The organism is Sphingobium yanoikuyae (assembly GCF_013001025.1).
GTDB classification, from domain to species: Bacteria; Pseudomonadota; Alphaproteobacteria; order Sphingomonadales; family Sphingomonadaceae; genus Sphingobium; species Sphingobium yanoikuyae_A.
Map to the genome: position 1 here is coordinate 4,613,614 of NZ_CP053021.1, position 22,925 is coordinate 4,636,538.

A 22,925-nucleotide genomic window follows, 5' to 3' on the forward strand; every position below is an offset into this window, starting at 1 on the left:
ACGGTGTGAACTTCGGGTGTGACCCTGCGCCCTTCGTCCGTGCGGGCTTGCAGGATCGCCGAAAATATGAGAACAAATAACGAACATGATTCGTCCTCAGAGGAGGAAGTCCATGGTTCATCGTCGCGCTTCGTTATTGCCGCTGCTGCTCGCCGCGATCATCGTCGGCGTGCCGGGCCCGGCATCCGCCAAGCCGGATTTTTCCCATGTCACCTCGCGCGAACAGGCGGAGGCATTGGTGGCGACCGGTGCCCTGGTGCGCATCTATCTCTTCCCGCTCCGTCTGGGCGGGCCCAGGCGAAAGGCGAATATCAGCTATGTCCCGCCGGAGGCTGGCGCGGCGCTCGACCAGATCACCGGTACGTTGCAGCGTTTCACTCGCGAAGGGCTGGTAGACCGGCTGACCATCGAACCCGAATATCGCGGCACCAGCTTCGTGCCGACGCGCATCAACATGCATGCCACCCATAGCGGGCAGGAGGGCGGCTTCCACCCGAGCATCGAGATATGGTGACGGCCCTCCGTCCCGGGTCGCCGGGGTTCAGGCCTCCAGCATGCGCAGGGTGCGGCGCTTCTTCCAGTCGAGCACAACCTGGATGCGCATGCTCCAGCTGCCGTCCCAGTCGACCGCCAGGTCATGGGCGTCGAGCTGGGCGGCGATCCGCCGGCCGATGTCGAGCGCCGCCGCCTCGCCGGCCGCGCAGGCACCGTAATTGAGGTAGAGCGCCTCGCCCTCCACCGCCGCCTCGGTGTCCTGCATGTGGAAAAAGGCATAGCCCTCGGCCGGGCGCCCTTCGCCGATCGCTTCCTCGATCTCGTCCCAGATCTCGATCGCGCCGCAACTGCCGCAGCAGGTGAAATTCTGCCGCGCGATCACGCCCTCGGCCTCCAGCGCGGCAAAGGCCGCGTCCAGCCGGTCGCAATCGGTCATGTCGGGCCAGGCCATTTCGGCGGCATTATGCTCGGCCAGCGCCTGACGCAGCGCGGCCGATGCCTCGCGGCGCAGGGTCGGGCCGGGCAGTTCCTCGACGAACGTGTCGTGGGCGGCGGTCAGGATCGCGTCATCGTCATGAAATCCCCCGGCGACGTCGCGCCACACCTGGTCGCGCAGCGCCGCGAGCGGATCATAGGGGGGAAGGGCTGGTTCTTGCTCGGGGGCGTTGGTCTTGCCGAAGATTCGTTTCCACAATGCGCCGAACATGCGTTTGCCTGCCTCCCGCGATGCACTTTACTCGGCTCCAACATGGCGTGGCTTCGGGCAAAGGAAAAGGGGGCAATTGACCCATGAACCGCGACAGCTTCACGGTCCGCCGCAGCGATGCCCCATCTGCATAAGGCGTGTCAGTGTTTTTGCAGAAAATCGAAACTGCCAGCCCGATCCTCCAGTCGACCGCCCAACGTCAGTATTTTATGGGTGGTCGGGTGGGGGTTCAAACGAGTCACGTGCCTCGTTTGAAGGCTGGTGCGGCACAGAAAATGCGTTCCCGCATTTTCTAAAATTATGGCGCGGGTTCCAGCACCACGTCCCAATGATCCTCGGTCACCGCCGTGCGTTTGGCTTCCTCGGCATCGAACGCCGCCTTGTCGGGGAACATCCGTGCCTTGGCCGCCGCCATCGCCGCCTTATATGCTTCGCCCGCGCCCACGCCGTCGGCGCCATGCTTGTAGACGATGGTGGTGCGCACGTCCCACCGCGTGCTGCCGCCCATATGGGTGAAGGGCATCTCGACCGTGACTTCGCTGATATAGCCCTGCCGCATCATCTCGCGCAGCAACGCTTCATGCTGCTTGTGATAGGTGGTCAGGAACTGGCCCATCCCGCCCCATTTGACGCGGTAGTAATTTTCCACCTTCAACGGGCCGTCGGCGGGTGCCGCGGTCTGGGCGGTGGCGGGCGCGGCGGCCAGGCTGGCGAGCAGGATCAGGGCAGGGGGGAAACGCATCGGGCAAGGGGCCTTTCGCAATCGAAGATCATCTGCCCCTACAGACGGATCAGCCGCCAATTTCCGCGCCCGTGGCGCAATCGCGCTTGCTCGCTGCCGCGTCCCGCCCCACCATGGGGTCATCCCTACCGCGCAAAGGACCGCCGATGACCCGCCACCGCCTCTGGACCGTCCTGACCCTGCCCGTTATCCTGTCCGCCGCGCTGGCCGCCTGCAGCGGCGAAAAGAGCAGCCCGGCGGAAAATGCCGCCGACAATGCGGTCAACGCGGTTGAAAATGCCATGGCCAACGCCGCCAACGTGACCAATGCCGCCGCGCCCAGCGCAGACGCCTTCAGCCAGTATGTCGGCAAATATCCCTTCGACAAGGTCGGCGCGCATAGCTGGAACGACGATCCCGCCGTGGTCGCGGCGGTGAAGGCGGCGGTCGCGGACAAGGCGGTGCGCAAATGGGTGCTGGAGGATGGCGGCCCCGCTTCGCCGATCGCGACCGTGGATGGCAAGATCGCGGCCTGGTCGTGCGAAACCCATAATTGCGGCCCGCACCAATGGCTGACCCTGGTCGATCCGGCCAGCGGCACGGCCGAGGTCTGCTATTATGACGAGGCCGTCGATGCCCAGTCGACCCGCTGGTTCAAGGCCGGCCAGGAAGAAAAGCGTCCTGGCCAATGCCCTGACGTGTCGAACTGACGGGACAGGGGCGCCACATGATGCGGCGCCGCCTCTGCCGCTATTGGACGACGACCCGCACCCGCCCCAGATTCTGGATGCGGGCATAGGGGGTGGCGGCGTCGCCCCTGCGTTCCGACGCGATGCGCAGCGCGGGGAAATATGTGCCGGGCGCGGCGAAGCTGTGGCGTGTGGTCAGGGTCAGGCTGCTGCCCGAACCGCCGGGCAGCTTCGCCTTCTCGGCAAAGGCGCCGCTGCCGTCGAAATCCCATTCCGCCGACACGATCCGGCCGGTGCCCGGCGGTACGCTGACGGTCGCGCGGAAGGTCACGGCCGCGCCGGGCTTCACCACCGCCTTGGCCGCGCCATTGGCGGTGACGCTGGCGATCGGCTGGATGCCGCCGCGCGCCGCCGCATCGGCCGGCACGATTACTTGCCCATTATCGATGCGATAGGCGGTGTTGGCGGGCGGCGCCACGCCCTTTTCGACCCAGGCGGACAGGTCGCGCAGCGCCTGCTCCAGCACGCCCAGATAGCTGACCGTGCGGGTCGGGTCTTCCTGCTTGCTGCTGTCACCATGCAGCGCATGGTCGGTGAACCAGATGCGGAAATTCTGGTCGGCACCCGCGCCCTGCGCAGCGATCACCCGCTGGCGATACCAGTCGCCCTGCCACGGCATGGCTTCGCGATCCCACAGATTTTCGACCAGGATCATCTTGCCCTGGAACTGCCCGGTCATCGGCGGCTGGCCCATCGGCTTGCCGGTGGTCGCGGCGGTGAAGAGCGGGCCGAGCAGGAAAGGGCGCTGCGGATAGAGCGGCTTGCCGTCGGCCCCGCGAAACTGGTCCCAGACCGGATAGCCGGCATCGGCCGGCGGCACCTGATGCCAATGATAGGTTTCGGCGGCCAGGAAATTGCTGTTGTCGACCCGCACCTTGTCGCCAGCCTTCAGCAGGTCGACCACGGCATCGTCCACCACGCCCAGGATCACGACATCGCCGGCGATCCGGTTGATCGTCAACCGCTTGCCCTGCGCCGAGCCCGACCCGACGATCAGGTCGCCGCCGACGAAATAGGTCTTGGGCGGCGGGCTCGACAGGCGGAAGGCGACGATGCGCTGCGCCGCCCGACCCTGCAGCGCGGCAAAGGCATTGTCGACATTGGCCGCGCCATCGGTGATGCGGGTGTCGAGCTTCAGGTCCGCCGCCTGCGCCGCGCTGATTGGCGCGGCGACGGTCGCGTCATGCTGCAACCGATAGCCGTCGAAACTCCTGGGATCATCATGGCCAAGATAGCCCGGCTTGGTCCAGAAATCGGTGAAATAGCCGGCATCCGCCATCACCATCCCGCCATAAAGGGCGGCAAAGCCGTGGATGCCCATCGTCTTCCAGCCAAACCAGCTCGGCGTCGGGAAACCCATCGCCGTCACTTCGCGCAGCACCGACGCCTGCTGCGGCGTCAGCCCGGCATAGGGATCGCCCGATCCGCCCGGCTCGACCGCGTCCAATATCTGCGGGAACTTGTCGTTTAGCACCCGCATCGCCCGCATCCGCACGGAGAACATGTTGGGCGGCGCCATCGGCGATCCCAGCACATAGGGGACGACACCGTCCCACACGCCGGTCGTATTCTCGATCGAGCCGACCGTGCGGAAGCCCCCGCCGCTGCCGCCAAAGGCATAGCCATAGGGGCGCTTGCCGCCGTACATCTGTTGCGCGACGACGCGCGAATAGCGGGCCGATGCCGCATTGGCGCGATAGGCGGCGATGGTGAAGTCGTTGGGCTTGCCCGGCATGCCCACCTGGTCGCGGCCGCCGCCATTGGTCTCGACATAATAGCCGCCCGACGCGATCGAGAAGCCGATATAATTTTCCTCGCCTTGCGTCAGCTTCTGCGCCAGATTTTCGTCATCCGGGACCGGCGTGATATGCTGGAAGAAGCGGTCCTGATAGTGCGCCTTGTCGGGGAAATAGAAGGAGAAACGGGTCTCCGTCCCCTTGAACCCGCCATGGACATAGCGGTGCCGCACCGGCGCATCGCGCCATTCGTCGATGTCGATATAGGGCTGGGTGAAAAGCGGGTCTTCGGCGGCGCTTGTCTGCCCGGCAGGTGCGCTGCCCTGCTGCGCCCCGGCCATGCTGCCCATGCCGGCCATCAACACCGCTGACAGGGCTGTCATGCCCATTGCAATCGATCGACGCATCGCTTCCTCTCCCTTTTTGCCGGTTCAGGCTGCTGCCTCTAGCGCCGCCCTGCCGGTCCGTTCGTCCCAATGATCCGCATCGCCGCCGAGCGCGCCATTCAGCATCGCGCGCTTCAGGAACAGGTGACAGGGATGCTCCATGGTGAGGCCAATGCCGCCATGGAGCTGGATCGCCTCTTCCGCGACCAGCCGATAGACGGCGCAGGCCAGCGCCTTGAGCGCGCCCAGGGCGATGATATCGGCGTCGGCCTGCTGCGCCCGGCTCCAGAACAGGGCGTCGGCGGCGGTCAATTGGGTGCGCATGTCGGCGACGCGATGCTTGAGCGCCTGGAACAGCGCCAGCGGCCGGTCGAACTGCTGCCTCGTTTCGAGATAGGCGACGGTCATCGCCAGCGCCGCCTCCGCGCCGCCCAGGCTGTCGCCCGCCAGGCAGAAGAGGCGCAGCGCCTCGATCCGATCCGCCAGCGCGCGGGCGGCATCGCCCCGCGCCAGCGTGAGGCCGGGGCCTTCAAGGACGACATCGAACAGGCGATGGCTCTTGTCCCAGCCTTCCCGATAGGTGACGGAAACCTGCTCGGCCGGCACCAGTGCCACCCGATCGTCGGTGACGTGCAAAACATGGCTGGCGGTATCGGCATCGGGCACGCAGGTCAGCCGGTCGGCGCCGTCCAGCCCGCCCGCCAGCGACGCGGTCATCACCTCACCGGCCATGGCATCGGCGATCAGCGCGTCGCGTTCGGGCAGGTCATCGGCCGCCGCCAGCGCCTCGATCGTCAGCATCTGCGCCAGCACGGGGCCGGGCACCAGCGCCTTGCCCACGCCCTGATGGATGACGCCCGTCGCCTCGCGGCCGAGGCCCAGGCCGCCCAGTTCCTCCGGCACGCCCATCATCAGCCAGCCCATCTCGGCGATCAGCGCCCAGCTCTGCGCCGCATCCGGGGCCAGTTCGCTCTGGCCGAACGCCTTGTCGGCCGCATCCTGCACTTCCGCGCGGGTCATGGTCATGCCGCGCCCTCCTTCAAGGTCCAGCTTTTCGGTTCGCGCGGCATGCCGACCAGTCTTTCCGCGATGATGTTGCGTTGCACCTCGTCGCTGCCGCCGGCGATGGTCCAGGCATAGCTGTTCATGAAATCCGCCATCCAGTTGCCGGTCTCCATGCCGCCGCCAAAGGTGATCGGGCTGTGATATTGCGCGTCGATGCCACCCAGCCGAATCCCGAGCGATGTGAAATCCCGCAGCGTGCGGGAGTAGGACAGCTTGACGATCGACGCGTCGCCGACCCGCTCGATCCCGGCGATGCGGTTGGCGAGGAACTGGTCGGCGACGGCGCAGGTCGCATCCACCTTGGCGCTCAGCCGGCCGAAGTCCCGCACTATGCCCTGATCGTCCTGCCGGCCCTGCGCCCGGATCAGCTCGCCTAGCCGCCACAAGGCGCCACGCAACCGGGCGCTGAGTTCCAGCAGGGTCAGGCCGCGTTCGGAGGAAAGGGTGGATTGCGCCACGGCCCAGCCCTGCCCCTCTTCGCCCAACCGGTCGCTGACGGGAATCTCGACATTGTCGAGGAACAGCTCGGCAAATTCCTCGTCACCATGAATCTGGTGGATCGGCCGCGCGATGACGCCCGGCGCCTTGAGGTCGAGCAGCAGATAGGTGAGCCCCGCCTGTTTCGGCCCGTCATTGCTGGTGCGCACCAGCAACAGGCATTTGTCGGCAAACTGGCCCATGGTCGACCAGAGCTTCTGCCCGTTGACGACATAATGGTCGCCGACCCGCTCGGCGCGGGTGCGGACATTGGCAAGGTCGGACCCGGCATTGGGCTCGGAAAAGCCCTGGCACCAGATTTCGCCGGCCAGGATGCGCGGGATCAGCAGCGCCTGCTGCTCCTCGCTCGCCCATTCGAACAGGGTGCAGGCGGCATGATAGGTCGACATGAAGGACAGCAGCAGCCGCGGCGTGTCGGCGCGGGCCAGTTCCTCGTAGAGGATCTTCTGTTCGGCAAGCGAGCGGCCGCCGCCGGGCCATTGGGCCGGCCAGTGCGGCACCGCATAGCCGCCCTCGACCAGCTTGGCGAACCAGTCGCGCTGGATTTGCAGGAAGGCCGCCTCGCTGCTGCTGCGCTCGCGCCAGCCGTGCGGCGCATTGTCGGCCAGCCACTGGCGCACTTCCTGCCGCAGCCCGTCGAGCGCATCGGTCAAAGCCTGCCCCTCCATCCCGTTCCGGTTCCTCTCATCCCCGACGCTAGGCCCAATTGCGCCGCCCCCCGCAAGATGGCGGCAGGCGATATCCCCAAGGCGATGGCACTAGATCGCCACCTCGATCATGCCGTCGACGATGCGGACGGGATAGGTGGCGATCGGTTCGCTCGCCGGGCCGGTCAGCGGCGCGCCGGTCTCCAGGTCGAAGCGGGCACCATGGGCCGGGCAGGCGATCCAGCCCAGGCGAATGCGACCGCAGGCGAGCGGTTCGTCGGCATGGGAACAGAGCGCGGCGATGGCGTGGATTTGCCCGTCGCTGTTGCACAACAGGATGGCCCGTCCGTCGATGGTCACGCTTTTGGTCTTGCCCAGCGGCACCTCATCCAGGGAGGCTGCCATTTTGAAATCGCGCTCGCTCATGCCCGAAAGCTGCCCAAGCCGGTGGAGCGCGGCAAGGCCCGGCCCACGCCCATCACCGGGGCGTTCTCTTGCCCGCCGCCCTGTCGCGCCGCGCCGCTCTTAAGTATCGCATCCCTGTTCGGCAGGGGATGCGTGGACCGATGGATTTTGAATGGACGCAGGATGAAGAGGCTTTTCGCCAGCGGTTGCGCGACTTTCTCGCCGCGACGCTGCCGCAGGATTGGGAGCGTTTCTCGCAACATGGCCCGGCTTCCCCGGCGCTGACCGACTATGCCCGCACTTTCTGCGGGCGCTTGGCCGATGAAGGCCTGCTGACCCCGCACTGGAGCAAGGAGATTGGCGGCCAGGGGCTCGATCCCTGGCACCAGACCATATTGGCCGAGGAAATGTGGATCGCGGGCGAACCGCGCGGCGGCCAATATATGAACGTCAACTGGGTCGGGCCGACGCTGATCCGCTACGGCTCGGACGCGCAGAAGGCGCGCTACCTGCCCGCCATCACCGGCGGCCGCGCACTCTGGTGCCAGGGCTTTTCCGAACCCGGTTCCGGTTCCGACCTCGCCTCGCTGCGCACCCGCGCGACCCGCGACGGCGATGTCTATCGCGTATCGGGGCAGAAAATCTGGACCAGCTATGCGGGCCTTGCCGACACCTGTTTCCTGGTCTGCCGCACCAGCGACGATCGCAAGAAGGGCATTTCCATCCTGCTGGTGCCGATGGACACGCCCGGCATCACCGTGCGGCAAATCCCCTCGCTGATCGGCGAAGGCGATATTCACGAAGTCTTCTTCGACGAAGTCGTCGTGCCGGTGGAGGCGCGGCTGGGCGAGGAAGGCCAGGCCTGGGAAATCATCGGCTATTCGCTCACCAATGAGCGGCTCGGCATTCCCCGCTACGCCCTCGCCCGCGCGGCGCTCGACCGTGCGGTAATGCTATTGCAGGCCCAGGGTGAATTTGCCGGCGAGGCAGTGCGGATCGAGGCCGCCCATGCCGCCGCCCTGTGCGAAGCGGCACGGATGGCCAGCTATGCGATCGTCGACCGCCGCTGCCGGGGCGAGGCGATCGGCGCCGAATCCAGCTCCGCCCGTTTCGCCACGGTGATGGCCGAACGGCGGGTATGCGAATTCATCGTCGAATATCTGCCGCAGGCACTGGCCGACGCCCACCCCTATCTCAAAATGCATCATCAGCGCGGGATCGTCGCGGGCATCGCCGCCGGCGCGGCGGAAATCCAGCTCAACATCATCGCCAGCGATGTGCTCAAACTGCCGCGGGAGCCGCGCTGATGGACCTGTCCCTGACCGACGACCAGATCGCCATCCTCGACGCGATCGACACGCTGACTCGGCCCTATGCCGGCGCGACGCTGCATGAGGCGGGCTTTGCCCTGGCCAGCGACGCGCTCGACCGCGACCTCGCCGAAGGCGGCTTCCTCGACATCGGCTTCGATCCCGATCTCGGCGCGATCAGCGCCGCCCTGGTGGTCGAGCGGCTGGCGCGCCTGCCCCAGACGGTGGAGGCGGCAGCCAGCGCCCTTATCCGCCCATTGCTGGGCGATGCTACACCGCGCCCGCTCTGCCTGGTGGAGGAAGGCAAGACCCATCGCCCGGTACGCTTCCTAGCCCCCGGTGCGACGGTGCTGCTGGTCGGGCCGGACCAGGTGCGCAGCTTCGTCGCCGGCCCCGAGCATGTCCGGGCCGAACCCGAAGCCCTTTATGCCTATCCGATGGGCAGCCTGATCGCCCAGCCCGACGACCTGACCGATCACGACGTGTCGGCCGACGACATTCGCACCCGCTGGCGCGTGGCGCTGGCGGCGGAGGCGGCGGGCCTGCTCGCCGCCGCACTCGACAGCACGGCCACCTATGTCACTGATCGCCAGCAGTTCGGCCGCCCGCTCGCCACCTTCCAGGCGCTGCGCCATCGCCTGGCCGAGGCGCAGGTGCGCGCCAACGGCCTCTACTGGCTGGCGATGAAGGCCGCCGCCACGCTTGATGCCGGGGACGCAGCGCTGGCGGCGCTGCACGCACAGGAATCGGCGCGGACCGGCGTCTATGACTTCCACCAGTTCCTCGGCGCCATGGGCATGACGCTGGAGCATCCGCTGCACCTGTGGACCTATCGGCTCAAGGCGCTGATCGGCGACCTGGGCGGGCGCGGCGGCCAAGCGCTGGCGGCGGCCGATGCCCTCTGGGGGTAGAATCCTTGAGAGAGCCTGATTCACGCCACCTCAGACGATCAGGCTCTAGCCCAACTTGGGCTTGATCTCCTCGATCACCCAGCGGGCATAATCCTCATATTCGCTGATGCTGCGCACCGCCGGGATCGGCACCGAACTCATGGTGACGCCCAGTGTCTGGAACCAGCCCAGGCGATCGATGATCTCCAGCGCGGTCATGCCCGGCCGGGCGCGCGGATCGTCGACCACGGCATGACCCTCACCGACCCGGCTAGTGGCAAAGCCGTACATCACGTCGAACGGCCGGCCGTCATAGCCGGGCTGCGACTTGATGAAGTCGATCTTCGCCGGGATATCCTCGGGTTTCGTCAGATAAGGCCACCAGCCGCTGGCATGGCGGGCGGCGCGCTTCAGCACGGCGTCGGCCTCACCGCCCATCCAGATCGGCAGATGCGGTTGCTGCACCGGGCGGGGCGCAAAGGCGACATCGCGAAAAGAGACGAACTCGCCCTCGAATTGCGGATCATCGCTGGTCCACAGCTCGACGATCGCGGCGAGATATTCGTCGCACATCCGCCCGCGCTGGTGGAAGGGGACGCCGAGCAGGTCGAACTCCTGCTCCAGCCAGCCCGCGCCAAAGGTCACCATCGCCCGGCCGCCCGACAGCCAGTCGATCGTCGACAGCGCCTTGGCGGTGATCGCAGGATGCTGCAGCGGCAGGATCGCGATCGAGCTGTTGATACGGATGCGGCTCGTGGCGCCGGCATAATAGCCCATCGCCGCATAGGCATGGAAATGATGCGGCCCCGACAGGTCGACATGGGCGCGCGGGATCAGGAAATGTTCCGGCACGCTGATCATGTCGTAACCCAGGTCATCGGCCAGCCTGGCCAGCCGCGTCTGGTCCGCTCCGCTGACGGACAATTCCCAGGGCTGCATCGTCGCCTTCAGCTCGATCAGCCGCGGCATGCCGAAGGCGAATTTCATGACCCCGCCTCCCGCCGACTCAGAAGCCCAGATCGAGCACCGGCCCGTCGAAATTGCCGGCCAGCTTCTGCGTCGCCGCGCTCAGCTTGTCCATGGGTTCATGCCGGATATAGCCGTCGATGATCCGCTGATAATTGCTGATCAGCCCCTCGATCACCTTGGACAGGCGCATGAAGTCGAAACCCTCGGCATGCAGCCCCTTCTGCTGCAACGGGATGTTGGAATAATCCTGGCGCGGGATCATCGGGAACTGGTCGCTGTCATAGGGCAGCATCACCGGTTCCATCACCACCGGCGGCTCCTGCCCTTCGGGGAAATGGGTGAGCGACCATAGCTCGAACATGCAGCTTTCCGGGCCGAGCGGGCGGATGCGATAGGCCGCCATGCTGGAGAGGAAGGGCAGCAGGAAATAATTGGGGAAGATGAATTCCACCGACTTGACGGGGGTTTCCACCGCCAGCTTGTTGAGATCGGGCGTGGGTTCGCCGCGCGCCTGCCCGGCCTGGGTCACGCAATGATTGACCATGCCGAACCAGTGCATGATCGCCTGTTGCGGGTCTTCGGGCAGTTCGACGTCGATCAGGGTCCGGGCGACCGCGACATCCTTGGCATGGCACATGCCGGCCATGCCCTCGCTCAACAGCTGCATATGGTCGACCTGGTCGACGATATTCTCCTTCATCGACCGGTTGGGATTGATCGGCACGCCGATCCCGCCCGTGTCCATGCCGTACATCATGTTATAGAGGATCGGCACCTTCTGCTGCAGCTGCGGATGGGTGCGCATCACATGATAGCCTTCCATGAAGGCTTCCATCGCGGCCTTCCAATTGGCCGGCAGCACCGTGCCGAAGCACCATTCGGCGCGCATCTTGTCGGCATTATAGGCGTCGAGCCCCACCGCGAGCGGGCCGAGCTGTTCACGCAGTGACGGCGCGTCATCGTCGAAATTGATGAAGACGCAGCCCATCTCGATCTCGGTGCGGCACGGGCGCAGGGCCAGATCCTGCTCGTCCAGCTGATGCTCGGAGAACATGTGCCGGCCATAGACGAAGGTATTCTTGCCCTCGATATTCCAGCGCCAGCCATGAAAGGGGCAGATGAAGCCTTTGCCCTTGCAATTGCCATGACTGCCCTCGGTCAGCGGCACGCCGCGATGGCGGCAGGCATTATGATAGGCGCTGATCCCGTCCTTGGTCCGCACGATGATGACGGATTTGCCCAGATTGCTATATTCGATCCAGTCGCCGACCTCCGGCACCTGCTCCACGCGGCAGGCCATCTGCCAGACATGGGGCCACAATTCCTCGCATTCGCGGCGATAGAAATCCGCGTCATAATAGCGTGCCGTGGGAATGCGCTCGGGATCGCTGATTTCCAGCGGGAAGCCCGCACGCGTCATTTCAGCAGCCTCAACCATGCCATGCCTCACCCAGATTTCTTGCTTGGATGAAGTGGTAAAGGCTGGGCTGGGGAGCGCCAAGGCAGCGCCCCAACCCATCGCCCTACCGATGGGACGATCAGGCGTCGGAAGCGCCCACGCCCAGTTCGTCCAGCACTTCGCGACTATGCGCCCCCAGTTCCGGCGCACCGCCCGCGACCCGGCCCGGCGTCTGCGAGAACCAGGTCGGCACGCCGGGGAAGCGCACCGGCCCCTGCGGCGTCTCCACCGTCTCGAAAAAGCCGATCGCGTTGAGATGCGCATTGTCGAACAGTTCGTCCGTGGTGCGCAGCGGCGCGGCCGGGATATGCAGCGCCTCCAGCAGCTCCAGCCATTCCTGCGTCGTCCGCTCGGCAAAGGTCTCGCCCAGCAGGCCATAGACCCGGTCGATCTGCTTCGCCCGCTTGGCCAGCGTATCGAATTCCTCGGTCGCCCAGGGCGGGTTCACCGCCGCGACGAAGGCGTTCCAATGCTTGTCATTATAGACCAGCGCGGCGACATGGCCGTCCTTGGTCGCATAGGGCTTGCGGTTGCGGGCGACGACGCGGTGATAATGGGCCGGCCCCAGCGGAGGCTCGAACAGCATGCCGCTGGCATGTTCGGTCAGCATGAAGGACGCCATGGTCTCGAACATGGAGACTTCCACCTCCTGCCCCTCGCCGGTGCGCTCGCGGTGGAACAGCGCCATCATCGTCGCATAAAGGCCAGTGAGGCCCGCCACCTTGTCGGCGATGATCGTCGCCATGAAATCGGGCTTGCCGGTCATCAGCTGTTGCAGATGCGGGATGCCGCATTCGGCCTGGATCGTGTCGTCATAGGCCGGCTTGTCGCCGTCCGGCCCGCGTCGGCTATAGCCATAGCAATTGGTGTAGACGATGTCGGGCCTGATCGCCTTTACGGCCTGATAGTCGAAGCCCAGCTTGGCGATCGCCTTGCCGCGCATCGAGTGGATGAAGACATCGGCGGTAGCGATCAGCGCGCGCAGCGTCGCCTTGTCCGCCTCCTGCCGCAGGTCCAGCACCAGGCTGCGCTTGCCGCGATTGACGTTGGTGAAGACGCCGCCCAGCTCGGGCGTCGGCCCGGCATTGATATAGCGCGTCGCATCGCCCGCCGGCGGCTCGATCTTGATCACGTCGGCGCCCATGTCGGCCATGATCTGGGTCGCATAGGGGCCGAATACCATCGCCGTCAGGTCCACCACGCGGATCCCGGCCAGCGGCCCTTTCGGCATGTGCGTCGCGTCCATCATCCTCTCCCCATAACTGCCTTGGGGCTAGGCCAAGGGCGCGGCGAAATCCACGCGCAACCCCTTCGCCCCACCGATATGTGGGGCCGCCCGATTGTGCGCGCGGGAGGCCGGGTGATACCCGCAGGCGATCATCCAGACGCCAGCAGAAGGCCCCCAGAGACGTGGATTTTGCCCTGACCGAAGACCAGAGGAACATCCGCGACGCGGTGTTCCAGCTCTGCGCCCAGTTCCCCGACGACTATTGGCTGGAACGGGACAAGGATGCCGTCTTCCCGTTCGATTTCCACCGGGCGATGGCGGACGCCGGCTGGCTGGGCATCGCCATGCCTGAAGCCACCGGTGGCGCAGGCCTGGGCATTACCGAAGCGGCGATCATGGTGCAGGCTGTGGCGGAGGCCGGCGGCGGCATGACCGCGGCGTCCAGCATCCACGGCCCGGTCTTCAGCCTGGAGCCGATCGCCCTGTTCGGCACGGCGGAGCAGCAGCAGCGCATGATCCCGCCGATCATCTCGGGCGCGGAGAAGATGTGCTTTGCCGTGACCGAGCCCAATACCGGGCTCGACACCACCAAGCTCAAGACCCGCGCCGAGCGGGTCGAGGGCAGCTATCGCGTCAATGGCGAGAAGATCTGGATCACCAACGCCCATGTCGCCGACCGGATGATGCTGCTCGCCCGCACCACCCCGCTCGATCAGGTGAAGAACAAGACGCAGGGGCTGTCGCTCTTCTTCACCAAACTGGATCGCGACAGGATCGAGCATCAGCTGATCCCCAAGATGGGCCGCCATGCGGTCGGCTCCAACATGCTCTTCATCAACGACCTCTTCATCCCCGAGGAGGATCGGATCGGCGAGGAAGGTCAGGGCTTCAGGATCATCCTCAAGGGGCTGAACCCGGAACGCATATTGCTCGGCGCCGAAGCAATCGGCATCGGCCGCAACGCGATCCAGCGCGCCGCCCGCTATGCCCGCGAACGCATCGTCTTCGACCGGCCGATCGGCATGAATCAGGGCATTCAGCATCCGCTCGCCAAATGCTGGATGCAGCTGGAAGCGGCCAACCTGATGGTGATGAAGGCCGCTACCCTGTTCGACAAGGGCGAGGAATGCGGCGTGGAAGCGAACAGCGGCAAATATCTCGCCGCCGAATCCGCGTTCGAGGCCTGCCATACCGCGATGCTGACCCTGGGCGGCATGGGCTATGCCCAGGAATATCATGTCGAACGGCTGCTGCGCGAAGTGCTGATCCCGCGCACCGCTCCGGTCAGCCCCCACATGATCCTCAATTTCATCGCCGAAAAGGTGCTGGAATTGCCCAAATCCTATTGAGGCGAGAGACGATGACGCTGCCGATCAAGATGCGCTCCTGGCTGTTCGCGCCGGGCGACGCCGAGAAGAAGATGGCCAAGGCGGCGGACAGCGCCGCCGATATCGCGCTGTTCGACCTGGAGGATGCGGTCGCGACCGAAAACAAGCCGCTCGCCCGCCAGATGGTGCATGATTTCCTCGCCGCCAGGCCGGAAGGGCGCGAGCGGCTCTGGGTCCGGGTCAATCCGCTCGACGGCCCCTATACGCTCGATGATCTCGCCGCGATCATGCCGGCGCGGCCGGGCGGCATCATGCTGCCCAAAGTCTATGGCCGGCAGGATGTCGAACGGCTCGACCATTTTCTGACCGCGTTCGAGGCGGCGCATGGCATCGAACGGGGATCGACCCCGCTGATCGTGCTGGTCACCGAAACGGCAGAAGCCATGTTCCATACCGGCGATTACAAGGGCGCGCCGCGCGTGGTGGCGCTGACCTGGGGCGCGGAGGATCTGGCCGACTCGATCGGCGCCAGTTCCAACCGCAACGCCGATGGCAGCTATGGCTTCACCTATGAACTGGCGCGCTCCATGTGCCTGCTGGGCGCCGCCACCGCCGGCGTCACCGCGATCGAGACGATCCAGGGCGATTTCCGCGATCTCGAAGGATTGAAGGCGCGGGCCGAAAAGGTGCGGCGCGACGGCTATCGCGGCATGCTGGCGATCCACCCGGCGCAGGTCGACGTCATCAACGCGGCCTTCACCCCGACCGAAGAGGAGATCGCCGAGGCGCAGGCGATCGTCGACATCTTCGCCGCCAATCCCGGCGTCGGCGCGATCGGCTACAAGGGCGGGATGCTCGACCGGCCTTATCTCAGTCGCGCCGAGCAATTGCTGCGCCAGGCCGGGGCCTCGTGATCGACCTCACCCCCTATCTGCGGCGCGGCGACCGCATCGTCTTTGGCCAAGCCTGCGGCGAGCCGGTCAGCCTGGTCAGCGCGCTGATCGAGCAGGGCGCGCGGATCGGCGACCTCTCCGCCTTCATCGCCACCAGCTTCTCGGGGCTGTTCACGCCGGAGAGCGCCGACAGCTTCCGCCTCTCCTCCATGGGTGCGATCGGCGCGCTGCGGTCGATGACGAAAGCCGGCAAGCTGCAGGTCATCCCCATCCATGTCAGCCAGGTCGCGCCGATGATAACGGCCGGCATCATCGGCTGCGACGTCGCGATGATCCAGCTCAGCCCCGCCGATGCCGACGGCAATCATAGCTGCGGCCTGATCGGCGACTATGTCCGCGCCGCCGTGGACAAGGCGCGGGTGGTGATTGCGGAGATCAACGAAGCCGTGCCCTATGTGCCGGGCGAGCTGATCCCGGCGTCGGCCATCGACGTCGCCATCCCCGTGTCGCGCCCGCCGGTCGAGGTGGCGCCCGCGAAGATCAGCACCACCGACGAGGCGATCGCCCGCAACTGCGCCGCCTATATCGGCGACGGATCGGTGATCCAGACCGGGGTCGGCGCGGTGCCCGACGCGATATTGCGGCTGCTGGGTGATCGCAAGGATCTGGGCGTCCATTCGGGCATGCTGGGCGACGGGCTGGTCGAACTGGCGCAGGCCGGCGTGCTGACCAACGCCCGCAAGGAAATCGACACCGGCGTCTCGATCAACGGCGCGCTGATCGGCACCCGCCGCCTCTATGACTGGGCGGACAATAACCCGGCCATCCGCATGTGCGCGACCAGCTACACCCATGACGCCGCCATCCTCGGGCGGCTCTCGCGCCTCGTCACCATCAACAGCGCGCTGGAGGTGGACCTCACCGGCCAGGTCAATGCCGAACAGTCGGGCGCGGCCTATCTCGGCGGCACCGGTGGCCAGGTTGATTTCGTCCGCGCCGGCGCCTGCTCGCCCGGCGGCTGCTCGATCATCGCGCTTTCCGCCTCGGCCAAGGGCGGCAGTTTGAGCAAGATCGTGCCAGCCTTGTCCGGCCCGGTCACCACCGCGCGCAGCGATGTCGACATCATCGTCACCGAATATGGCGCGGCGGAACTGAAAGGGCAGACGCTGGCCGAGCGCACCCGCCGCCTGATCGCCATTGCCGATCCCACCTTCCGCGAGGAACTGGAGCGGGCCGCCCATATCATCCAGCAGAGGGGATTCTGATGAACGATCCTGTCCTGTTCGAGGCGCGGCCCGACGGCATCGCCATCCTCACCATCAACCGCCCCGACCAGCGCAATTGCCTCAGCCGCGACGTGCGCGAAGGGCTGCGCACCGCCTGGCAACGGTTCGAGGATGATCCCGCGCTGCGCGTCGCCATCCTGACCGGCGCGGGCGACAAGGCCTTTTGCGCGGGCGGCGATCTCAAGGAAATGGTCGACACCGGCATGACCGTCCCGCCGCGCGCCATGTTCCCGCTGCCCTATGACAGCATCGAACTCAGCAAGCCGACGATCGCGGCGGTCAATGGCGTCGCCTTTGCCGGTGGCTGGATGATCGCCCAGGCCTGCGACCTGTGCGTTGCCAGCACAGCCGCGCGCTTTGCCATTACCGAGGTGAAGGTGGGCCGCAGCTCGCCCTGGGCCGCGCCCCTCATTCACATGATCCCGCAGCGGATCATGATGGAGATCATCCTCACCGGCAAACCGATCACCGCGAGCCGAGCCTACGAGATAGGCCTGGTCAATCGCCTGGCCGAGCCAGAGGCGCTGATGCAGACGGCGCTCGATCTGGCAGCGGAGATATTGGAGGGCGCGCCTTTGTCTGTGAAGGCCGGGCGCGACACGGTGATGCTGGCGACCGAAATGGGCCGCGCCGCCGCGCTGCAGGCCGCCCGCGCCGCCTCCGAACATACCTATAACAGCCAGGACGCGCAGGAAGGACCGCGCGCCTTTGCCGAAAAACGCACGCCGCAATGGACCGGGCGCTGAGCCCGACTGTCTGAAATCGTCAAGTCCGGGTGACGCGGGCGTGGCAAAAGGGTGAAATGGAGAAGGAATAGGCCATGAACGAGATCAGCAGCATCGGCACGCCCGGCGAGGATCTGATCGAGCCGGTCATCGTCCCGGTCGAAGCCTATGTGTCCAAGGATTATGCCCGCGCCGAGCAGGACCGGCTGTGGCGCAAGGTCTGGCTGCAGGCGGCCCGGCTGGAGGATATTCCCGAGGTTGGCGATTTCGTCACCTATGACATTCTCGAAGACTCGGTCATCATCATGCGCACCGGGCCGGATGAGCTGAGCGCCTATCATAATGTCTGCCCGCATCGCGGCCGCCGCCTGATCGATACGCCCGCAGGCCAGCGCAACGCGCGGGGCAACCGCAAGTCGATCATCTGTGGCTTTCATGGCTGGACCTTCGACCGCCAGGGCCAATGCACCTTCGCCAACCATGCCGATGACTGGCAGGGCAAGCTGACGGCACAGCGTACCGCGCTCGGCAAGGTCAGCGTCGATAGTTGGGGCGGCTGGGCCTGGATCAATCTCGATCCCGATTGCGGCCCGCTCGCTGAATATCTGGGCGTGGTGCCCGACATGCTCGATCCCTTCGGTCTTCAGAATATGCGCTATCGCTGGCGCAAATGGATCATCTTCGACTGCAACTGGAAGGTCGCGATGGAGGCGTTCAGCGAGACCTATCATGTCCAGACAACCCATCCCGAATTCAACGCCTTCGGCGAATTTCGCGGCTGGGCGCGCAAACATGGGCTGCACACCAATATCGGCTATGAAGCGCCCAAGAATATGGACGAGAACCAGGCCAAGCTGCGCATCGGTTCAGGCGAAGACCCCCGCCTGTCGACCGCGGAGATGCAGCTTTTCACCTGGGAAAATGCCAATACCAACACCACCATGACATTGGTCGCCGCCGCCCAGCGGCTGAAGGACGAACTGCCCGAGGGCACCCCCGCGCCGCAGGTGCTGCAGCACTGGCTCGCCACCGCCCGCGCCGACGATGAACGGCGCGGCGTCTTCTGGCCGGTGGTCGAACCCGCCCATACCGCCAAGAGCGGCACCGCCTGGCAGATCTTCCCCAATTTCCAGATCGGCCACGCCGTCAACAATATGCTCTGCTATTCCGCCCGCCCCTATGGCGCGGACCCGGACAAGTGCATTTTCGAGGCGGCGGTCTATGAGCTTTTCCCGGACGCGGAAACGCCCGCCACAGAATGGGAATATACCAAGGCGGAGGAATGGCCGCCGGTGCTGCAGCAGGATTTCACCAACATGCAGGCGGTGCAGCAGGGCATGAAGAATGTCGGCTTCCGCGGCACCCAGCCCAACCCCTATATGGAGCGGGCGGTGGCCAGCCTCCATTACAACCTGTCCCGCTACATGGGGACTGGCGCACCAAAGCCGCTGGACTGACCGACATTGCCGCGATCATGGCCCTTCGCCGCCGATCATCTGTGTGGCGGCGGAGCGCTTTCGCGTCTCCATTTTCACCAATGACTGTCTTCGACGACCGCCCTCCAATGGAAAGGGGCGCTCCCGGCAGGAGCGCCCCTTTCCGTTTTCATCCGGATTGCGCCCCTCAGAAAGGCAGCTTGTAGAGGTTCACCGCATTGTCCTGCAGCACCTTCTTCTTCACTGCAAAGTCATAGCCGCCCAGCACATCGGTCAGATGCGCCTGCACGCCCGGATAGAGCGAGGTCGGATGCGGGAAATCGGTTTCGAACATGACCTTGTCGACGCCGATCGTTTCCAGCAGCAGCTTGGGCGCGACCTTCTCGAACCAGAAGGTGACCCAGAAATGGTCGCGGAAATATTCCCACGGCCGCTTGTTGAGCAGGCCGACCTTGCTCGGCAGCATTTCGTCGAACTGATGCTCCAGCGCCTCGATCGCGAAGGGCACCCAGCCCGCGCCGCTCTCGATCAGGCCGATCTTCAGCTTGGGATGACGGTCCAGGCGACCCGACACCATCCAGTTGCCCAGCGTCGCGGCATTGCCGATCGAGAACATGGTGGCGACCACCGACAGCGTCTGTTCAAAGCCGAAGCCGTCCCAGGTGAGTGTATTGGGGTCGATCGCCGCATTGAGATGGAAATTGAGCGGCAGGCCTTCGGCTTCGCACATTTCCAGGAAGGGGGTCCAATAATCATGCAGGAAGCTGGGCACGCCGACGCGCTCGGGTGTATCGGGCAGCACGAAGCCGCGCAGGCCCATGTCGACGCAGCGCCGCGCTTCGGTCTCCATCGCCTTCTGGTCCCAGAAGGGCAGATGGGCCATGTTGAAGATGCGTTCGCCCGACACCTGCTGATATTCGGCCGAGGCGTCATTATACATCTGGATGATCGCGACCGCGAGGTCTGGGTCGCCCAGCGACATCAGCGATCCGGCCTGGGTCACGCCCGAATTCTGGAAGCCGATCTGGGCATAGATGCCCATATCGTCCATCGCCTGCAGCCGTTCCTTGATCAGATGGCCACCGGGATGCGCTTGCGCCAGCTTGGGGAAGGCAAGACGGCCGAGCAGCTTGTTATTGTCGGCGCGGATGACGTTGCCGCCCATCGATCCGAAATTGCGGTCGCCCACATACCAGCGTTCGACGCCGTCGGCGTCCTGCTTCACATAGGGCACCTTGGCCTTGTACTTGGCCGGCGCGCGCGAGGTGAAGAGGTCCGGCGCCTCGGTGATATGGGTGTCGGTGTCGACAATCTTGATGCCGGCCAGCGACGGGTCGAGCCCGCCCGACTGGGTGCTGTAGTCAACCTCGCGGATGACGCCGCCTTCGGTATAGCCTTCGGCCGACCAATATTTGCGCGCGGCCTGGGCGTCGGCGACGTCCTTGTCCTTCACATCAGCCATGCTTCACCTCCAGCGCGCCCTGCCAGCTGGCGGATTCGAAGATCGGCTGGACGGAGGCGGCCGGCGACTGTTCCTCGACCGAGCGGCGGACCGCTTCGCTGAGCGTGCGCTGCAGGCCGGCGGCGTCGATCTGGTCGGAGGGTTCATAGACGAAGCCGATCGCCAGCGGCTGGCCGTCGGGCATGTGGGGCAGCAGCATGGCGGTGACGTCGGCGATCGAGCCAAAGCCGGCAAAACCGCTGATATGCCCTTCGTCACGGCAGCGCTGCACCTGGCCGGCGACGTCGGCGAAGACAAACTTGCGCTCCTGCGGCGCTTCGGCATTGAGGCGACGGATCAGGCCGTCGCGGCGCGGCTGCTGCACGGTCGACAGCATCAGCAGACCGGCGGCGGAGTCGGTCAGCCGTTCCTGGCGGCCACCGGCCAGGCCGTTATTGGCCGAGGTGCGCAGCGCCTTCTTGCCGGCGCGCCAGTGAACGATCTGGATGTTGAGGCCGACCATGCCGAACACGGCAATGCCAAGGCCCGTCTGGGCCGATAGCCGATCGATCAGGCCGTTGAGGACGCCATCGCGCACCATGCGCGGCTGGATCGCGGCACCCAGCATCGCGGCGCGCGGGGTCGGCGAATAGGCGCGCGAACCCGGATCCTTGTGGAGCAGGCCCAGATCGACCAGGCTCGACAGCAATTCGGACGTGCTCGACTGCGGGCGGTCGAAGCGACGGACAATGTCCATCACCGTTGCCTGCGGATGATCCTCGTCGAAAAATTCCAGTACCTCGACCACGCGCTTGGCGATCTTCGCCTTGTTGGACTCGGTCTTGGCTACCCTCGGCTTATGGGACTCGATCAGAGCCATGGTTCCTCTCCTTCGTTATTGAACATGGTTGTTCACTAACGCCGGGAGGCTGTCAACAGAAAATGAGATGCTCTCGTTTATGTGATATTCTCTGTCTCATTCTGCGTTTCCGGCGACATATTCGCAAACAGCGCCTGCAGCGCGCGGCGATCGGTCTTGAGCGAGGGCGTGCGCGGCAAGTCCATGACAAACAGCCATTTTACCGGAACATGGGTGGCAGGAAGATGCTGGCGCACATGCGTTTCCAATGCTGCGATCGCAGGTGCAGCAAAATCGGCGTGAAGCCGGATCGCGGCCGCCGGCACTTGCCCCAGCCGGTGATCCGCCATGCCTGTCACTGCCGCTTCGGCGACGGCGGGGTGCAGCATCAGCGCGCGTTCGATCGACTCGGGCAGCAATTTGAAGCCGCCGCGGATGATCGCGCCGTCCGCCCGGCCGCGCAGGAACAGGAAATCATCGGTATCGATCAGCGCGATGTCGGATGTCCGAATCCAGTCCGGGCCGATTCGCGGCGCAATGACTTCCAACAGGCCTTCGGCGCCGGGTGGTAGCGGAACGCCGCTGTCTGGATCGACGATGCGCAACTGCGCGCCCGGCATGGCGCGGCCGACCGACCCGATCTTGCGGGCGCCCCATTCGGCATGGAGCGCGGCGGTCATCGACGCCACCGGGCCGGCGAACTCGGTGGCGCCATAGGAGAGCAGGATGGGAATGCCGTAGCGCGCCTCGAACGCCTGCTGCACGCCGGGATCGAGCGGCGCCGCGCCGCAGCCGATCGCGCGCAGGGAAGCGAGGTCTTCGACCGCTATGTCGGCGTCCAGCACCGCCTGCACGCTGGCCGGGGGCAGGCCGCCATGGCTGGGCCGCCAGCGCCGCACATGGGCATGCCAGGCGGCGAGCGAGAAGCGCTCCAGCAGCTCGACCCGCTGCCCGCGCAGCAGCATCGGCAGCGTCGAATAGAGGCCGGTGATGTTGCCGAGCGGGAAATAGAGGAGGAAGGGCGGTGCGGCTTGGGGATCGTCCGCCTGTTGCCGGGTCAGCGGGGTCGAGAGGAAATGTCGTTCCAGCAGCGCATAAGGCACGGCAAAGCTTTTCGGCGGTCCGGTGGTGCCGCTGGTCAATATCTCGATCTGTGGCGCGGCGGGGCCGTGGCGTTGCTGAACTTCTGGCGAGGCATATCCATGATCCGGCATGGCGGCAGCGGCCATGCCGTCGATCGCGACCGCTACTATCCCTTCCGTCGCCAGCACCGCGCGGATGTCCGGCCCGATATCCTCGACAAAGGCGACCAGCGCGGCGGGCGCCATGCGCGCCAGATCGCGGGCAATGGCGGCGTCCGACTGAAAGGCATAGATCATGCGGATCGTCCGCCCCTGCGCGATCAGGCCCAGCAGCGCGGCGAGCGCCGCCGGCCGATTGCGCGCGACGAAGGCGACCGGGGCGTCCGCCGCAATGCCGCTCGCATCCAGTGCCGCATCGATCTCTTCGGCTACTGCGCGCAGCGCTCCCCAAGCGATCCATTCGCCCTCATAAAGGATCGCTGCCTGATCGGCGGGCCGTTGCAGGGCGTCGGCGGCGAGCGCGCGCAGACTGGGGTGATCCGTCTCCATGGCATGATATTGCGGCAGGGCGCGGCGCTGGTCAGCCATTGTCCGCAACGCCCTGGCGATCA

General features: G+C 65.7%; 21 protein-coding genes. 9 read left to right on the plus strand and 12 right to left on the minus strand.

The genetic code is table 11. The features are described 5' to 3' along the window. Window positions 1-112: 112 nt before the first annotated feature. Window positions 113-514, plus strand: a complete 402-nt coding sequence (locus tag HH800_RS22245) for a hypothetical protein (protein WP_169862447.1) — start codon at window positions 113-115, stop codon at window positions 512-514. 27 nt (window positions 515-541) lie between these two features. On the opposite strand, the gene HH800_RS22250 is transcribed toward HH800_RS22245, so the two are convergent. Further along, entirely contained in the window at window positions 542-1,201 is a 660-nt protein-coding gene (locus tag HH800_RS22250; RefSeq protein ID WP_169862449.1) for a DUF6891 domain-containing protein, read from the minus strand. A gap of 298 nt (window positions 1,202-1,499) precedes the next feature. Continuing rightward, on the minus strand, window positions 1,500-1,943 hold the full coding sequence (locus HH800_RS22255) for a hypothetical protein (protein ID WP_169862451.1): 444 nt from the start codon (window positions 1,941-1,943) through the stop codon (window positions 1,500-1,502). 146 nt (window positions 1,944-2,089) lie between these two features. Here HH800_RS22255 and HH800_RS22260 point away from each other — a divergent pair, with 146 nt between their 5' ends. Continuing rightward, window positions 2,090-2,632 (plus strand): hypothetical protein, encoded by a 543-nt coding sequence (locus tag HH800_RS22260; protein ID WP_169862453.1) that lies wholly within the window; start codon window positions 2,090-2,092, stop codon window positions 2,630-2,632. A gap of 40 nt (window positions 2,633-2,672) precedes the next feature. Here the strand turns inward: HH800_RS22260 and HH800_RS22265 are convergent, their stop codons facing one another. The 4 genes from HH800_RS22265 to HH800_RS22280 all read right to left on the minus strand — a co-directional run bounded on the left by HH800_RS22265 (window position 2,673) and on the right by HH800_RS22280 (window position 7,429). Next, window positions 2,673-4,814, minus strand: coding sequence for a PKD domain-containing protein (locus HH800_RS22265; protein WP_169862455.1), 2,142 nt, complete (start codon window positions 4,812-4,814; stop codon window positions 2,673-2,675). A 24-nt stretch (window positions 4,815-4,838) separates the two neighbouring features. Beyond that, window positions 4,839-5,819, minus strand: a complete 981-nt coding sequence (locus HH800_RS22270; RefSeq protein WP_169862456.1) for an acyl-CoA dehydrogenase family protein — start codon at window positions 5,817-5,819, stop codon at window positions 4,839-4,841. Next, complete coding sequence (locus HH800_RS22275) at window positions 5,816-7,024, minus strand: acyl-CoA dehydrogenase family protein (RefSeq protein WP_169862458.1); 1,209 nt, start codon at window positions 7,022-7,024, stop codon at window positions 5,816-5,818. The genes HH800_RS22270 and HH800_RS22275 overlap by 4 nt, the downstream gene beginning before the upstream one ends. Window positions 7,025-7,114: 90 nt before the next feature. Next, window positions 7,115-7,429, minus strand: a complete 315-nt coding sequence (locus tag HH800_RS22280) for a Rieske (2Fe-2S) protein (protein WP_017500012.1) — start codon at window positions 7,427-7,429, stop codon at window positions 7,115-7,117. A gap of 140 nt (window positions 7,430-7,569) precedes the next feature. Between HH800_RS22280 and HH800_RS22285 the strand changes: the two genes are divergently transcribed. After that, a complete protein-coding gene (locus HH800_RS22285) occupies window positions 7,570-8,715 on the plus strand; it encodes an acyl-CoA dehydrogenase family protein (RefSeq protein ID WP_169862460.1) in 1,146 nt (381 codons plus the stop codon). Beyond that, on the plus strand, window positions 8,715-9,629 hold the full coding sequence (locus tag HH800_RS22290) for an acyl-CoA dehydrogenase family protein (RefSeq protein WP_169862462.1): 915 nt from the start codon (window positions 8,715-8,717) through the stop codon (window positions 9,627-9,629). Before HH800_RS22285 ends, HH800_RS22290 begins: the two co-directional genes overlap by 1 nt. Before the next feature lie 45 nt (window positions 9,630-9,674). On the opposite strand, the gene HH800_RS22295 is transcribed toward HH800_RS22290, so the two are convergent. The 3 genes from HH800_RS22295 to HH800_RS22305 all read right to left on the minus strand — a co-directional run bounded on the left by HH800_RS22295 (window position 9,675) and on the right by HH800_RS22305 (window position 13,282). Next, the gene (locus HH800_RS22295) at window positions 9,675-10,595 is read right to left on the minus strand and encodes a TIGR03619 family F420-dependent LLM class oxidoreductase (RefSeq protein ID WP_169862464.1); all 921 of its coding nucleotides are present in this window, start codon (window positions 10,593-10,595) and stop codon (window positions 9,675-9,677) included. A 19-nt stretch (window positions 10,596-10,614) separates the two neighbouring features. Continuing rightward, the gene (locus HH800_RS22300; protein WP_169863399.1) at window positions 10,615-11,997 is read right to left on the minus strand and encodes an aromatic ring-hydroxylating oxygenase subunit alpha; all 1,383 of its coding nucleotides are present in this window, start codon (window positions 11,995-11,997) and stop codon (window positions 10,615-10,617) included. A gap of 118 nt (window positions 11,998-12,115) precedes the next feature. Next, on the minus strand, window positions 12,116-13,282 hold the full coding sequence (locus HH800_RS22305) for a CaiB/BaiF CoA transferase family protein (protein ID WP_169863400.1): 1,167 nt from the start codon (window positions 13,280-13,282) through the stop codon (window positions 12,116-12,118). Between the two features lie 164 nt (window positions 13,283-13,446). Here HH800_RS22305 and HH800_RS22310 point away from each other — a divergent pair, with 164 nt between their 5' ends. The 5 genes from HH800_RS22310 to HH800_RS22330 all read left to right on the plus strand — a co-directional run bounded on the left by HH800_RS22310 (window position 13,447) and on the right by HH800_RS22330 (window position 18,953). Further along, complete coding sequence (locus tag HH800_RS22310; RefSeq protein ID WP_169862466.1) at window positions 13,447-14,613, plus strand: acyl-CoA dehydrogenase family protein; 1,167 nt, start codon at window positions 13,447-13,449, stop codon at window positions 14,611-14,613. Between the two features lie 11 nt (window positions 14,614-14,624). Continuing rightward, on the plus strand, window positions 14,625-15,506 hold the full coding sequence (locus HH800_RS22315) for an HpcH/HpaI aldolase/citrate lyase family protein (RefSeq protein WP_169862468.1): 882 nt from the start codon (window positions 14,625-14,627) through the stop codon (window positions 15,504-15,506). Further along, on the plus strand, window positions 15,503-16,750 hold the full coding sequence (locus tag HH800_RS22320; RefSeq protein ID WP_169862470.1) for an acetyl-CoA hydrolase/transferase family protein: 1,248 nt from the start codon (window positions 15,503-15,505) through the stop codon (window positions 16,748-16,750). The genes HH800_RS22315 and HH800_RS22320 overlap by 4 nt, the downstream gene beginning before the upstream one ends. Beyond that, complete coding sequence (locus tag HH800_RS22325; RefSeq protein ID WP_169862472.1) at window positions 16,750-17,517, plus strand: enoyl-CoA hydratase/isomerase family protein; 768 nt, start codon at window positions 16,750-16,752, stop codon at window positions 17,515-17,517. The genes HH800_RS22320 and HH800_RS22325 overlap by 1 nt, the downstream gene beginning before the upstream one ends. A gap of 74 nt (window positions 17,518-17,591) precedes the next feature. Then, the gene (locus HH800_RS22330; RefSeq protein WP_169862473.1) at window positions 17,592-18,953 is read left to right on the plus strand and encodes an aromatic ring-hydroxylating oxygenase subunit alpha; all 1,362 of its coding nucleotides are present in this window, start codon (window positions 17,592-17,594) and stop codon (window positions 18,951-18,953) included. Window positions 18,954-19,119: 166 nt separating this feature from the next. On the opposite strand, the gene HH800_RS22335 is transcribed toward HH800_RS22330, so the two are convergent. The 3 genes from HH800_RS22335 to HH800_RS22345 form a co-directional block, all read right to left on the minus strand. Beyond that, window positions 19,120-20,394 (minus strand): amidohydrolase family protein, encoded by a 1,275-nt coding sequence (locus HH800_RS22335; protein ID WP_169862475.1) that lies wholly within the window; start codon window positions 20,392-20,394, stop codon window positions 19,120-19,122. Then, window positions 20,387-21,253 carry a helix-turn-helix domain-containing protein gene (locus HH800_RS22340; RefSeq protein WP_004209457.1) on the minus strand — a complete coding sequence of 289 codons (867 nt, stop codon included), beginning with the start codon at window positions 21,251-21,253 and terminating at the stop codon, window positions 20,387-20,389. Before HH800_RS22340 ends, HH800_RS22335 begins: the two co-directional genes overlap by 8 nt. A gap of 77 nt (window positions 21,254-21,330) precedes the next feature. Further along, complete coding sequence (locus tag HH800_RS22345; protein ID WP_169862477.1) at window positions 21,331-22,902, minus strand: class I adenylate-forming enzyme family protein; 1,572 nt, start codon at window positions 22,900-22,902, stop codon at window positions 21,331-21,333. Window positions 22,903-22,925 lie beyond the last annotated feature (23 nt).

Bases quoted from the DNA above. Each gene is read 5' to 3' on its own strand.
- HH800_RS22245 (WP_169862447.1), top strand. From the start codon at position 113: ATGGTTCATCGTCGCGCTTCGTTATTGCCGCTGCTGCTCGCCGCGATC.
- HH800_RS22250 (WP_169862449.1), bottom strand. From the start codon at position 1,201: ATGTTCGGCGCATTGTGGAAACGAATCTTCGGCAAGACCAACGCCCCC.
- HH800_RS22255 (WP_169862451.1), bottom strand. From the start codon at position 1,943: ATGCGTTTCCCCCCTGCCCTGATCCTGCTCGCCAGCCTGGCCGCCGCG.
- HH800_RS22260 (WP_169862453.1), top strand. From the start codon at position 2,090: ATGACCCGCCACCGCCTCTGGACCGTCCTGACCCTGCCCGTTATCCTG.
- HH800_RS22265 (WP_169862455.1), bottom strand. From the start codon at position 4,814: ATGCGTCGATCGATTGCAATGGGCATGACAGCCCTGTCAGCGGTGTTG.
- HH800_RS22270 (WP_169862456.1), bottom strand. From the start codon at position 5,819: ATGACCATGACCCGCGCGGAAGTGCAGGATGCGGCCGACAAGGCGTTC.
- HH800_RS22275 (WP_169862458.1), bottom strand. From the start codon at position 7,024: ATGGAGGGGCAGGCTTTGACCGATGCGCTCGACGGGCTGCGGCAGGAA.
- HH800_RS22280 (WP_017500012.1), bottom strand. From the start codon at position 7,429: ATGAGCGAGCGCGATTTCAAAATGGCAGCCTCCCTGGATGAGGTGCCG.
- HH800_RS22285 (WP_169862460.1), top strand. From the start codon at position 7,570: ATGGATTTTGAATGGACGCAGGATGAAGAGGCTTTTCGCCAGCGGTTG.
- HH800_RS22290 (WP_169862462.1), top strand. From the start codon at position 8,715: ATGGACCTGTCCCTGACCGACGACCAGATCGCCATCCTCGACGCGATC.
- HH800_RS22295 (WP_169862464.1), bottom strand. From the start codon at position 10,595: ATGAAATTCGCCTTCGGCATGCCGCGGCTGATCGAGCTGAAGGCGACG.
- HH800_RS22300 (WP_169863399.1), bottom strand. From the start codon at position 11,997: ATGACGCGTGCGGGCTTCCCGCTGGAAATCAGCGATCCCGAGCGCATT.
- HH800_RS22305 (WP_169863400.1), bottom strand. From the start codon at position 13,282: ATGGACGCGACGCACATGCCGAAAGGGCCGCTGGCCGGGATCCGCGTG.
- HH800_RS22315 (WP_169862468.1), top strand. From the start codon at position 14,625: ATGACGCTGCCGATCAAGATGCGCTCCTGGCTGTTCGCGCCGGGCGAC.
- HH800_RS22325 (WP_169862472.1), top strand. From the start codon at position 16,750: ATGAACGATCCTGTCCTGTTCGAGGCGCGGCCCGACGGCATCGCCATC.
- HH800_RS22330 (WP_169862473.1), top strand. From the start codon at position 17,592: ATGAACGAGATCAGCAGCATCGGCACGCCCGGCGAGGATCTGATCGAG.
- HH800_RS22335 (WP_169862475.1), bottom strand. From the start codon at position 20,394: ATGGCTGATGTGAAGGACAAGGACGTCGCCGACGCCCAGGCCGCGCGC.
- HH800_RS22340 (WP_004209457.1), bottom strand. From the start codon at position 21,253: ATGGCTCTGATCGAGTCCCATAAGCCGAGGGTAGCCAAGACCGAGTCC.
- HH800_RS22345 (WP_169862477.1), bottom strand. From the start codon at position 22,902: ATGGCTGACCAGCGCCGCGCCCTGCCGCAATATCATGCCATGGAGACG.